The sequence below is a fragment of the Bacillus sp. MYb209 genome (assembly GCF_002975175.1).
Lineage (GTDB): Bacteria > Bacillota > Bacilli > Bacillales > Bacillaceae_G > Bacillus_A.
In genome coordinates, this window is sequence record NZ_PCNZ01000002.1 from 92,705 (window position 1) to 106,209 (window position 13,505).

The 13,505-nt window shown below is 36.5% G+C and carries 10 protein-coding genes and 1 pseudogene; 8 read left to right on the forward strand and 3 right to left on the reverse strand.

Annotation, left to right across the window (positions count from 1 at the left end; translation table 11 throughout):
• Window positions 1-79: 79 nt before the first annotated feature.
• The 4 genes from CQZ94_RS04035 to pheA all read left to right on the forward strand — a co-directional run bounded on the left by CQZ94_RS04035 (window position 80) and on the right by pheA (window position 5,664).
• Window positions 80-856, forward strand: coding sequence for an ABC transporter ATP-binding protein (locus CQZ94_RS04035; RefSeq protein WP_002015381.1), 777 nt, complete (start codon window positions 80-82; stop codon window positions 854-856).
• Complete coding sequence (locus CQZ94_RS04040) at window positions 831-2,753, forward strand: ABC transporter permease (RefSeq protein WP_105584381.1); 1,923 nt, start codon at window positions 831-833, stop codon at window positions 2,751-2,753. The genes CQZ94_RS04035 and CQZ94_RS04040 overlap by 26 nt, the downstream gene beginning before the upstream one ends.
• Window positions 2,754-2,802: 49 nt before the next feature.
• The gene (locus CQZ94_RS04045; RefSeq protein WP_105584382.1) at window positions 2,803-4,716 is read left to right on the forward strand and encodes an ABC transporter permease; all 1,914 of its coding nucleotides are present in this window, start codon (window positions 2,803-2,805) and stop codon (window positions 4,714-4,716) included.
• Window positions 4,717-4,812: 96 nt separating this feature from the next.
• Complete coding sequence (gene pheA, locus CQZ94_RS04050; RefSeq protein ID WP_105584383.1) at window positions 4,813-5,664, forward strand: prephenate dehydratase; 852 nt, start codon at window positions 4,813-4,815, stop codon at window positions 5,662-5,664.
• A gap of 37 nt (window positions 5,665-5,701) precedes the next feature.
• On the opposite strand, the gene CQZ94_RS04055 is transcribed toward pheA, so the two are convergent.
• From CQZ94_RS04055 to CQZ94_RS04065, 3 genes are all read right to left on the reverse strand, one after another.
• Window positions 5,702-6,349 (reverse strand): MOSC domain-containing protein, encoded by a 648-nt coding sequence (locus tag CQZ94_RS04055; RefSeq protein ID WP_105584384.1) that lies wholly within the window; start codon window positions 6,347-6,349, stop codon window positions 5,702-5,704.
• Window positions 6,350-6,429: 80 nt separating this feature from the next.
• On the reverse strand, window positions 6,430-6,972 hold the full coding sequence (locus CQZ94_RS04060) for a transcription repressor NadR (RefSeq protein WP_105584385.1): 543 nt from the start codon (window positions 6,970-6,972) through the stop codon (window positions 6,430-6,432).
• The gene (locus CQZ94_RS04065; protein WP_105584386.1) at window positions 6,972-8,114 is read right to left on the reverse strand and encodes an IscS subfamily cysteine desulfurase; all 1,143 of its coding nucleotides are present in this window, start codon (window positions 8,112-8,114) and stop codon (window positions 6,972-6,974) included. The genes CQZ94_RS04060 and CQZ94_RS04065 overlap by 1 nt, the downstream gene beginning before the upstream one ends.
• Before the next feature lie 153 nt (window positions 8,115-8,267).
• Here CQZ94_RS04065 and nadB point away from each other — a divergent pair, with 153 nt between their 5' ends.
• From nadB to safA, 4 genes and pseudogenes are all read left to right on the forward strand, one after another.
• Window positions 8,268-9,797 (forward strand): L-aspartate oxidase, encoded by a 1,530-nt coding sequence (nadB, locus tag CQZ94_RS04070; protein WP_105584387.1) that lies wholly within the window; start codon window positions 8,268-8,270, stop codon window positions 9,795-9,797.
• A gap of 19 nt (window positions 9,798-9,816) precedes the next feature.
• Entirely contained in the window at window positions 9,817-10,650 is an 834-nt protein-coding gene (gene nadC / locus CQZ94_RS04075; RefSeq protein WP_105584388.1) for a carboxylating nicotinate-nucleotide diphosphorylase, read from the forward strand.
• Window positions 10,651-10,680: 30 nt separating this feature from the next.
• A complete protein-coding gene (gene nadA / locus CQZ94_RS04080) occupies window positions 10,681-11,787 on the forward strand; it encodes a quinolinate synthase NadA (RefSeq protein ID WP_105584389.1) in 1,107 nt (368 codons plus the stop codon).
• 225 nt (window positions 11,788-12,012) lie between these two features.
• Window positions 12,013-12,169 (forward strand): annotated as a pseudogene (gene safA / locus CQZ94_RS32330) (SafA/ExsA family spore coat assembly protein); the annotation flags it as partial.
• Window positions 12,170-13,505 lie beyond the last annotated feature (1,336 nt).

Sequence of the window (13,505 nt, forward strand, 5' to 3'; positions counted from 1 at the left end):
TTGTAAGGGAAATCACTCGTTTCTTTTTCTTATTTTTCTTATAGTAAATGTAAGAAGAAAACACATAGGGGGATTAGAAATGAGTGTTCTTGAAGTAAAAGGGTTAACGAAGGTGTACCAATCGAAAGGTTCAGTAGCGACGACTGCTTTAAATGATATAAATTTTAAAATTGAAGAAGGCGAATTTGTAGGAATTATGGGGCCTTCAGGGAGTGGTAAAACAACGCTTTTAAATTTATTAGCGACAATTGATAAGCAAACTTCAGGTCATGTACTTGTAAATGGTGAAGAAATTAATCAAATGCGTGCTGCAAAATTGGCGGAATTTCGCCGTACACATTTAGGATTCATTTTCCAAGATTTCAACTTACTTGATACGTTATCCATTAAAGAAAATATTATTTTGCCGCTTGTAATGGCGAAGAAATCTGTAAAAGAAATTGATGCGAAAGTACTTGAAATTGCGAGGTTTTTAAACATCGAAGAAATTTTAAATAAAAAAGTATACGAAGTATCAGGCGGACAACAACAACGTGCAGCTGCTGCAAGGGCGATTATTCATGAACCAACGTTAATTTTAGCAGATGAGCCAACTGGAAACTTAGATTCTAAGTCAGCTAAATCATTAATGGGAGCACTTCAAGATTTACATGAGCAAAAGAAAGTGACAATTGCAATGGTAACGCACGATCCGGTAGCAGCTAGCTATTGCGAACGTATTCTTTTCATACGCGATGGAGAAATTTTCTCGGAAATCCATAAAGGGAGAACGAAGCAAGCCTTTTTCCAAGAAATTTTAGACGTACTTGCGATGTTAGGAGGAGAATATCATGAACTTTCGCCAGCTCGCGCTTAATAACGTAAAAGGAAATTGGCGTAATTATAAAGCATTCCTTATTAGTAGTTGTTTATCGATCGTAGTATTTTTCATGTATGCTTCCTTCATTTATCATCCAGATGTCGTAAGCGGTAATATTAGTATGAGGACGATGATTACAAAAGGATTAGAATCGATGAATTATATTGTAGTCATCTTCTCAGCACTCTTTATTTTATATGCAAATTCAACGTTTTTACGAGCAAGAAAAAAAGAATTCGGTTTATTAACATTAATAGGTGGAACGAAGGCACAACTTGGCCGAATGATTATATTAGAGCAACTGATGTTAGGTAGTATTGCAATTGTAGTAGGTATTGGGATTGGAATGCTTTGTTCAAAACTTTTCTTCCAAGCACTCAGTGTCTTACTAAAAATTGATAAAACACTGCCGCTTGTGTGGAATGGAAAAGCAGTTCTTATTACAGCTGGCGTATATTTTATCCTCTTTTTAATCCTATCATTGTTTAGTGTTTGGACAGTAGGGCGCTTGCAAATTATTGATTTATTAAGAGAAGCAAGAAAACAAAAAGTAGAGCCTTTTGCATTTACATGGTTAGGTGTAGTCGGTATAGGCTGTATTATTGCGGCGTATATACTCTGTTTCCAAGTAACAATTATGAATTTTATTATGTATTTCTTACCAATTGTAGGACTGACGATTGGCGGAACGTATTTACTATTTACGCAAGGTAGTACAGTCGTATTAAAAGCATTGCAAAAAAGAAAACAATCTTTTTATACGTATCCAAATATGTTTGTACTTAGCAATCTTATTTATAAAATGAAAGATAATGCTCGTTTTCTATTTGTCATTTCTATCATTACAGCAGTTGTTTCTTCAGCAGTTGGTACGCTTTATGTATATTTTGAAAATATGAGTGCGAAAACGGTAGACCTTACGCCACATGCTATTTCATATGAAGAAAAGGGTATAAATACGCATACCATTATTGACGAGGAAAAAGTACAAGGATTATTAAAAAAGAATGGGTTTGAAGATGCACGAAAAATAAACTACGTAAAACTACCTGCAACGCAGAAAATAACGTTCTTTAACAGTGAACATGAAGTGCCAACAGCGATTGTTTCAGAGAAAGAATATAATGCGGAAGTACGCAAACAAAAAAGGGAAGAAGTTAGAGAAGTTCATAATGCACCAGGTAGTGCGACGATGATCATGAGTGATATGACAAATGATCTAGTGAAGATAGATCGTACGAAGCCATATGAAATTGCAATTAATGGGCAAAAACAGTCTGTGCAGTTAAATGAACCAACTTCATATTCTGTTTTTAATGATGACGAATATCTTATTGTGAATGATCAAGATTTTGAGAAATATGCAAAGCTCGTACCAGACGGAGAAAAGACGAAATATTATGGTTGTTATATTGAAGATTGGAAAAGTACCGAAAATCTTGTGCTAGATTTAAAAAAGGAAATTGCGCCAGAAAAGCAAGGAGAACTGAAAAATTCAGTGTTTGCTTATAAAGATATAAGAGAATCCGGAGCGATTACAATGTTCATCGGTTTCTTCGTAGCAGTACTGTTCTTCTTCTTCGCTTGTAGCATGACATACTTTAAATGGTTTAATGATAAAGAACAAGATCGTATTCAATTTAAGTCATTAAAAAGAATTGGTATGACAGATAAAGAAATTCGTAAAATTGCAATTCGACAAATGGGTGTTATCTTCTTTATCCCAATTTTAATCGGTACAATTCATAGTGGATTTGCCCTTCATACGTTAGGGAAAATGCTTTATATTGATTTATGGAAATCAGGTGCGATTGTAATTGGAGCATATATTTTAGCTTCTGCCATTTACTTTATGATCGCTCAAAGAGGATATTTAAAACACGTAAAAAGCTAGGGAAACCTCTAGCTTTTTACCTATGTAGTAAGTTACAGGAGGACGGTAGATGAACATTAGGCAACTAGCGATGCAAAATATAAAGGGGAATTGGCGTAATTATAAAGTGTTTTTCTTAAGTAGTTGTTTTGCAATATTTGCGTCTTTTGCATACATGTCTGTTATTGTACATCCGTATATGCAAGAGACAATGTGGTATCAAAATGTACGCTGGGGACTTATCATATGTAACATTATAATTATTTCTTTTTTCGTCGTATTTATTTTGTATGCTACTTCTATTTTCATAGAAGCACGTAAGAAAGAATTAGGACTATATATGTTAATGGGAGCAACGAAATCTAACGTAATAGGAGTGATTATGACCGAGCAAATATTAATTGGGATTTTCGCTAATATTTTCGGTATTGGGCTTGGAATGATCTTTTTGAAACTCTTTTTTATGGTATTTAGCATGTTACTTCGCCTTCCGAAAGAACTCCCTGTCATATTTGACGTGAGAGCGATTGGTGTGACTTTTGTTACATATATGGTCGTATTTATTTTCTTATCTTTTATAAGTGCTTTACGTATATGGAATATAAAAATCATTCGGTTATTAAAAGAATTTCGTACGGATAAAAGAGAAGCGAAAACATCAAAGTGGCTTTGTTTATTTGGTTTTGTTTGTTTAGGGGTGGGGTATACGCTAGCGCTACAAGTGACGATGCCAACGATAGCATTATACTTTTTTCCTGTTGTTATATTAATTTCTTTTGGAACGTATTTCTCATTTACACACGGCGTTACACAAATATTAGAAATGATAAAACGAAATAAAAAGATTATGTATACATATCCGTATTTGTTTATAGTGAATCAATTATCACATCGAATGAAGGAAAATGGTCGCTTTTTCTTCATGCTGTCTATGGCAACGACGTTTGTAGTTACTGCAACAGGTACAGTGTTCTTATATTTTTCTAGTATGCAAGATATGTGGCGGGACGGAGGAGTACACTCATTTTCGTACATAGAAAAAGGTACTTCTACTCATGAAGTCTTTGAGGAAGGTGCGGTTGAAAAATTACTGCATCAATATGGATATGATGATTTTCAATATATGAGTTTTGTTGGAGTGTATGCATCTTTTCAGTCCAATAAGGGAGAAACAGAAGTGGCACCGCTTATGAAGGAAAGTGAATACAATCAAGAGGCGCGAAAACAAAAACAGAAAACGTATCATCCTAAAAAAGGAACAGTTACGCTTGTTTATTATAATAAACGCAATCATCCAAATGTATATAATCAAAAAGAGATTCAATTACAAGTAATGAATCAAACGTATCCATTCGCATTTAACGGTCAGAAAGAAGGGGTACAATTTAACTATCACCCCGCGTACATTAATGGTCTGTTTTTCGTCATGAATGATGAAGATTTTGACAGTATAGCAAATACAATTCCGGATTCTGAAAAAATGATATATAGAGGCTACACATTGCCAAATATCGAAAATACGAAAGGATTAAATGCAGATTTACGGAAACATATGAAACAAGATACGAATGATGCGTTTCGAAGTAATATGGAGTTATATGTGAATATGAAAGAGTTCGGTGATATAACTCTATTTGTAGGCTCATTCATTAGTATATTATTCTTCCTTACTTCATGTAGCATCGTATATTTTAAATGGTTTCATAATATTGCATCGGATCGTAAGCAGTACGGGGCACTCTCTAAACTTGGAATGACGAAGGAAGAAGTGTGGAAGATTTCTCGTTGGCAATTGTGTATGCTATTTTTTGCGCCAATTATAGTAGGGAGTATGCATAGTGCTGTTGCGTTATATACGTTTCATAATACTGTCTTTATGGACGGTTCATTAAGAAAAGTAGGCTTGTTCATTCTGTTTTATATTTCTGCATGTATCATCTATTTCTTCTTCGCTCAAAGAGAATATAGAAAACATATAGACTAGTGAAGACTAGTATTTTTTAAATATTCGAAATTTACATAGAAGAATATAAAAAATTATGGTATAACAGTAAGAAAACGAAAAAGAGGGGAAAAGACGATGATTCGAGTAGGATATTTAGGACCAGAGGCAACATTTACAAATATGGCGGTGAGTCGTTTTTTTCCGGAAGCAGAGCATGTACCGTATCGAACGATTCCTGATTGTATTGATGCAGCTGCAAATGAAAATGTAGATTTCGCAGTTGTACCATTAGAAAACGCCATAGAAGGTTCAGTTAATATAACAGTTGACTATCTCGTACATGAGCAACCACTTTCCATTGTAGGAGAAATTACGGTACCAATTCAGCAACATTTACTTGTACACCCACAGTACGAAGAAGTGTGGAAAGAAGTATACGCTGTACATTCTCATCCGCATGCCATTGCACAGTGTCATAAATTTTTAAATGAGGAATTAAAAGGCGTAACAGTTCGAGATATGACATCAACAAGCGCTGCTGCGCAATATGTGAAAGAACATTCTGAAGAAAAAGTTGCCGCCATTGCAAATGAAGCAGCGGCAGAAAAGTACGGATTAACAGTTGTAAGACGTGACATTCATACGCATAAAAACAACCATACGCGTTTCCTTGTTCTGCATAAGAAAAAGAAAGCAGTACTCCCAAACAACGGAGAAAATCGCGGAGAGAAAACGACGCTTATGATAACGTTACCTGCGGATTATGCAGGAGCGCTATATCAAGTGTTATCAGCTTTCGCATGGAGAAAATTAAACTTATCAAAAATCGAATCTCGCCCTATGAAAACAGGTCTTGGAAATTACTTTTTCTTAATCGATGTCGATAAAGCATACGATGACGTATTATTGCCAGGTGTAACGATGGAACTTGAAGCACTCGGTTTTTCTGTTACTGTTCTGGGGAGTTATTCTTCTTATTGGTTGTAGTGATAAATAAAATCCCACCTGCAAAGGGTGGGATTTTTTATTTTAACTTCGCAAGACGATCCGCTAACTGCCCACGCCAAACATCAGCTAGTTCTGGAACCTCAAGAATTTTTTCAAGGCCAACTTTATCTTTTCTATTATGAAAATATATTTCGTTAGAGAAAAGAACAGATACATTGCTTGGATGACGCTCTAATAATGTGATTTTAGAATCTTTACGCACGGTACCTTCTTGTAGAACTCGGCATAAGTATCCAGTATATCCAGTTGCTACAATACGTGGCAAAATACCAGGAATGCCAAGACGTTTTGAAATCGTACTACAAGGTACTCGAGCTTGTGTTACTTGAATGATCGCGTCGCCTAATTGATATGTATCTCCGATGCAAATATCACGTTCTAACATATTTGTTACTGTAATGTTTTCGCCAAATGTGGAAGCTGGAAGTGTTGTTTGAAATTCTTCTTCCCATAGTGAGTAATGTTCATACGGATAAATACAAACAGCGCGGTCAGGTCCACCGTGATGTTTTAAATCGGCTACATCATCACCAAGGAATCCATCCTTTGAGAGGAAAGCTTCTTCTATAGGCTCTTTACATATACCAGTGATCATTTCTTTATCTTCGTTATATTTCATTTGTTTCGGTTTACCGGTGCTAAAGTGAACGAGTTCAATTCCCATATTTGATCTCCTTTACAATTGATTACAATATTATATCATTAAAAAAGCACAGAGAATGATGAAAACCTCTGTGCTTTACATTAATAAACGAGAAATCCAGCGCGGTCTAGTGCATCACAAGCCGCATCTAATTTCTCCTTAGAATCTGCTTCAATTGTATGTAAGTGAATACCATCTGTTAGTTGCGAAAGATAGGAAGCATTTGTGTTTTCGATTTTTTGTAAATATTGCTCTACATCAAAGCGATTACTTACCATAATCGATGCTGTTAAGTCGCCGTATACAGGATGCTCAACTTTTACGTCTTTAATCGTAACGCCGTGGTCAACTAACATGGTAAGCTCTTGACGTACTTCTGCCGGTTTATGTTGGCATACGATTACGCGTTCGAAAGCTTGTTGTCTTGTTTGTGGTTTTAAATATAAATACCCTTGTGCAGTCGCAATAATTGGTTCATTTCGTGCTTTTAGTAAGGAAATGTCTTGAACGATAACTTGCCTACTTACGTTTGTCTTTTTAGATAGCTCATTCCCAGATAACGGATCATTTGCAGCAAGAAGCCACTTGAGGATGAGTTGTCGTCTTTCTTCGCCTAAAATCTTTTTTTGATCATTTTGTTTCATTATGATTTAACACCTCTATAAAATTGATTTCCAATTGTGTGTAGTGCATGAATAGTTGTATCAATTTGTTCTTTCGTTGTTTGATGTCCAAATGAAAAGCGGACATATTGTTTTGCCTCTTCATACGTTTTTCCAATTGCAAGCATTGTTTTTGAAGGGTCTTGATTACCGACTTGGCAAGCACTTCCAGTTGAAATGGCTATACCATGACGGTTACATTCTAACATTGTATACTGACCTTCTATTCCTTTTATTGTAACCCCAATAATATGTGGTAAACAAGAAGTAGAATGTCCTTTCACTTCAATTTCTAGAGGAAGTGTTTGTAATTGCTCTAAAAAATAGGATCGTAATTGTTTAAAACGAAAGCTCTCTTCCTTTTGATTATTTAATATATGCTCTGCGGCTGTTAAAAAAGCAGCGATTCCAGGAACGTTCACTGTACCAGGGCGAAAGCCTTTTTCATGAGAAGTTCCCGGAAATACTTGTTCCCAGCGAACTTGTGGATTTATATAACAAGCTCCAACTCCTTTTGGTCCGTATATTTTATGGGCTGAAACAGAGAGACTATCGATCTCCATCGCTGTAACGTCTATTGGAAGTTTACCAAATGTTTGAACACAATCCGAATGAAATAAAACATTATATTTTTTTAAAAGTGCTCCGATTTCTGCAATGTTTTGAACGGTCCCGATTTCAGAGTTTCCGTGCTGTATACTTGCTAGAGCAGTATCTTCTGTAATAGCTGCTTCTAAATCTATTAAATGAATTATCCCACTTTTATCAACAGGAATCTCAGTAATAGTATAACCTTGCGATTGTAAGGATTGAAAATAACTTCGAATCGATGCGTGTTCCATAGGTGTCGTAATAATGTGCTTTCCATTTCTAGCATTTAGAAGGGATTGAATCGCAAGGTAGTTAGATTCTGAACCGCCGCTTGTAAAGAATACACCTTGTTCCTTACCCCTAATCATTTCTGCAAATGTTTCCCTACAAACTTGTAATAAAGATGATGCACTTCCGCCGATATCGTGTAAACTTTGTTCATTTCCGAAATATGTTTTTGTTGCTTGTATATATGTTTCTAAAGCTTCTTCGCTCATAGGTGTTGTCGCTGCATAATCTAGATATATCATCATGTAATTTCCTCTCTTCAGTAAGAGTGACATTTGTTTTCGTTTTTAGAAGGGTAGTGAAAATAAGAATTGTAAAAAAACTCTTGTCATTATTTTAAAACTATGTAAATATAGGTGTCAAGACAGTTGAAAAGTGTAAAGTAGGAGGCAACAATTATGCCAAGTGCAGATGTCTTGATTATCGGGAGCGGCGTTGCAGCGCTTCGTGTTGCGAAAGAGCTTTGTCACGAAAAGAATGTGATGATTATCACAAAAAAAACAGGACGTAATAACAATACACATTTAGCTCAAGGAGGAATTGCAGCAGCTGTTGCTACATATGACGATCCGAGTGGGCATTTTGAAGATACATTAGTGGCAGGTTGCCATTATAACAACGAAGAAGCAGTTCGTTATTTAGTTGAAGAGGGGCCGAAAGAAATAAGTAAGCTTATTACAAATGGAATGAAATTTGATGGGGATGAAAAAGGGCTCCACCTTGGCAAAGAAGGAGCGCATCGAAAACGACGTATTTTACATGCGGGAGGAGATGCAACTGGTAAAAATCTATTAGAGCATTTAATACAAGAAGTAGTTCCGAACGTTACTGTCGTTGAGCATGAAATGGTGCTCGATTTTATTATAGAAAATAATAAATGTATAGGGGCTTTAACGCGAAATAGTGAAGGGAAGCTGAAGCGTTACTATGCTGATAATACGGTGTTAGCATCAGGAGGAATAGGTGGTTTGTACGCCTTTACATCGAATGATGAGACAATTACAGGCGATGGACTTGCGATGATATATCGAGCTGGGGGAGAACTTGTTGATTTAGAATTTATACAATTTCATCCGACGATGTTATACGTGGACGGGCGATGTTGTGGTCTCGTTTCTGAAGCAGTCCGTGGTGAAGGAGCTGTCCTTATAAATGGAAAAGGACAGCGTTTTATGATGGATATACATCCCGGGAAAGATCTCGCACCGCGTGATGTAGTGGCAAGGGCTATTCATGAACAACTTCTTGCGGGTGAAAAAGTGTACTTAAACATCGAAACCATTCAAAACTTTGAACAACGTTTTCCGACCGTCTCATCATTATGTAAAAAGAATGGTATTGATATAAAAGAAAATTCTATTCCGGTCGTACCGGGTGCTCATTTTCATATGGGCGGCGTGAAGACGAATTGTGAAGGAGAGACGTCCATTTCAAACTTATATGCGGTCGGTGAAGTGGCTTGTAATGGAGTTCATGGTGCGAATAGATTGGCGAGTAATTCATTATTAGAAGGTCTTGTGTTTGGAAGACGAATAGGAAAACACATTTTAGCTAAACCAGCAGAGGAAAGAAAAAATGTTCTGGAAGAGAGAGGGAAAAGTTTTATAGCTCTTAATGATTTACCGTTGAAAGAAGAAATACAAGAATACATGATGAAGCATGTTGGGATTGTGCGAACTGAGAAAAATTTATCATATGTTAAGAGATGGTTTAGTAGGTACGGTGTGCTAAATATGATATTACAATATGATGCACTTACAAATGAAGAGATAACGCTTATTAATATGTTAACAGTTTGTGAGCTTATAACAGTATCAGCTTTGCAAAGAGAAGACAGTATTGGTGGTCATTATCGCATTGATTATCCAGAAAGAAACAGCGTGGAAAAAGAGATTATTCGAGTGAGAAGAAAACTACAACTTGTTTAATAAGGGGAAGAGGGGTTTTATGAATACGTTAAAAGTTAAGGAAGCATTAAATCGATTTTTTCTAGAAGATATAGGAGAAAGAGATGTAACATCTCAGCTTATCTTTCCCGATAATGCACTTGCGAAAGGAACGTTTCTTGTAAAGGATACAGGCGTATTTGCAGGGCGCTTAGTAATTGAAGAAGGATTTAAATTAATTGATCAGAGAATTGAAGTTGAACTTCATAAAAAAGATGGGGATCTTGTAGAAAAAGGCGAAATAATTGCAACCGTGCAAGGCCCAATCGCATCATTATTAACGGCAGAGCGGGTTATATTAAACGTTATTCAGCGTATGAGCGGGATAGCGACGATGACACGTAAGGCGGTTTTTGCTTTAGATAGCAGTCATACACGCATTTGTGATACGAGAAAAACGATGCCAGGACTACGTATGTTTGATAAATATGCGGTAGTATGCGGGGGCGGATTTAACCACAGATTCGGTTTATATGATGGTGTCATGATTAAAGACAATCATATTGCTTTTGCTGGCTTGATTACAAAAGCTGTTACATCGGTGAAAGAAAGATTGGGACATATGGTGAAAGTAGAAGTCGAAACAGAGACAGAGGCGCAAGTAAGAGAAGCAGTAGAGGCCGGCGCAGATGTTATTATGTTCGATAATCGTACGCCAGAAGAGATTCGTGAGTTTTCAAAAATTGTACCAAGTGCCATCGTTACGGAGGCTTCAGGTGGTATTACAATTGAAGATTTATCAAGATACGGAAAAACCGGGGTAGATTATATTTCACTTGGAGTGTTAACACATTCAGTGAAGGCACTTGATATTAGTTTTAATATTGAGGCTTAATGAGAGTGGTTTAGAGGGGGAGAATCATAAATGGGTATTTTAGAGAAAGTTCAGCCAATCGAAGGAAGGTTACCAGAGCGTTATCAAACGATGTCTACATTAGAGATGGAAGAGCGTGTCCGTGAAATTAAAGAAAAAACGGGGGCATTACTATTTATTCCAGGACATCATTATCAAAAAGATGAAGTGGTGCAATTTTCAGATGCAGCAGGGGACTCACTTCAACTCGCGCAAGTTGCAGCGAGTAATAAAGAGGCAAAATATATTGTGTTTTGTGGTGTGCACTTTATGGCAGAAACGGCAGATATGTTAACGACAGATGATCAAATTGTCATCTTACCAGATATGCGTGCCGGCTGTTCTATGGCAGATATGGCAGATATTGAACAAACAGAAAGAGCGTGGAAAGAGCTCACGAAATTATTTGGGGATACGATGATTCCATTAACATATGTAAATTCAACAGCTGCGATCAAAGCGTTTTGTGGTCGTAATGGAGGGGCAACAGTAACTTCTTCTAATGCAAAACAAATGGTGTCTTGGGCGTTTACACAAAAAGAGCGTCTCGTCTTTTTACCAGACCAACATTTAGGAAGAAATACAGCGTATGATTTAGGTATTCCGTTAGAAAAAATGGCAGTGTGGAACCCGCATACAGATTCGTTAGAGTACGATGGAGATATAGAAGAAATTCAAGTGATTTTATGGAAAGGCCATTGTTCTGTTCATCAAAATTTCACTGTGAAAAATATCAAAAATGTGCGAAAAAATCATCCGGATATGAATATTATTGTTCACCCTGAATGTTGTTATGAAGTTGTTGCCGCTTCCGATTATGCAGGATCAACGAAATATATCATTGATATGATTGAAGCTGCTCCAGCGGGAAGTAAGTGGGCGATTGGTACAGAGATGAATTTAGTGAACCGAATTATTCAGCAACATCCTGATAAAGAAATTATTTCGCTAAATCCGTTTATGTGTCCTTGTTTAACAATGAACCGAATTGACTTACCTCACCTATTATGGGCACTTGAGAACATAGAAAGAGGAGAACAAATTAACGTTATTCGTGTAGAGAATCAAGTAACAGAAGAGGCAGTTCTTGCATTAAATCGTATGTTAGAGCGTGTTTAAAGCAGCGGAATTTCCGTTGCTTTTTTTCGTACATATAATCATAACAAGAATGAAAGAGGCATACATTGTGTTGAGGAAATCATTGCGATTTTTCTATGCTTATTCCACTTCAAATCATATTGAAAATAGAAGAAGTGATAAAAGTAAAAGAAGTTAATGTTGTTTAGAAAGTGTTACTTCAAAGTGTTTTTTACTTATAGATAAGTTATACAGGAGGGGGAAAATTTGAAAATTCATATCGTGCAAAAAGGGGAGACCCTTTGGAAAATTGCAAAAAAGTACGGAGTGGATTTTGAGACGCTAAAAAAAACAAATACACAGCTTAGCAATCCAGACCTAATTATGCCAGGGATGAAAATTAAAGTGCCATCGAATAGCGTTCATGTGAAACAACAGACTGGATCGGGTTCAGCGCCCCCGAAACAATATGTAAAAGAGGTACAGCAAAAAGAGTTTTCATCAACACCAACTCCACTTGGAATAGAAGATGAAGATGAAATTACGTACCAATCAGCACCTATTACACAGCAACCAGCTATGCAACAAACACAAAAAGAAATGCAGGTAAAGCCGCAAAAAGAAATGCAGGTAAAGCCGCAAAAAGAAATGCAGGTAAAACCGCAAAAAGAAATACAGGTGAAGCCGCAAAAAGAAATGCAGGTAAAACCGCAAAAAGAAATACAGGTGAAGCCGCAAAAAGAAATGCAGGTAAAACCGCAAAAAGAAATACAGGTGAAGCCGCAAAAAGAAATGCAGGTAAAACCGCAAAAAGAAATACAGGTGAAGCCGCAAAAAGAAATGCAAGTGAAACCACAAAAAGAAGTACAGGTGCAGCCACAAAAAGAAGTACAAAAAGAGAAACCAGTTGAAAAACCTTCAGTTATTCAAAAACCATCTGTTATAGAAAAACAAAAGCCAACTACGAAGGAGAACACTAAATTTTCCATTAATGTATTGCCACAGCCACCGCAACCACCAATTAAAGCGAAAAAAGAATATAAAATTTCAGATGTAATAAAAAAGGGAAGCGAGTTAATTGCTCCTCAAATTAATAAAATGAAACCTAACAACGTCATTTCTCCGCAAACGAAAAAAGAGAATGTAGGGAACATAGTCTCACCGCAAGTGAAGAAAGAGAATGTAGGGAACATAGTCTCACCACAAGTAAAGAAAGAAAATGTAGGGAATATAGTCTCACCGCAAGTAAAGAAAGAAAATGTAGGGAATATAGTGTCGCCGCAAGTGAAAAAAGAAAATGTAGGGAATATAGTGTCGCCGCAAGTGAAAAAAGAAAATGTAGGAAGCATAGTGTCGCCGCAAGTGAAAAAAGAAAATGTAGGGAATATAGTGTCGCCGCAAGTGAAAAAAGAAAATGTAGGAAGCATAGTGTCGCCGCAAGTGAAAAAAGAAAATGTAGGGAATATAGTGTCGCCGCAAGTGAAAAAAGAAAATGTAGGAAGCATAGTGTCGCCGCAAGTGAAAAAAGAAAATGTAGGGAATATAGTGTCGCCGCAAGTGAAGAAAGAGAATGTAGGGAACATAGTCTCACCAAACGTATCAAAAGAAAGTGTTATGATCCCGCAAGCAATACCGCCTAATATTCAAGTACCGAACATAATGTCAATAATGGATAACAATCAAATGCCAAATATAATGCCGATAATGGATAACAATCAAATGCCAAACATGATGCCGATAATGGATAACAATCAAATGCC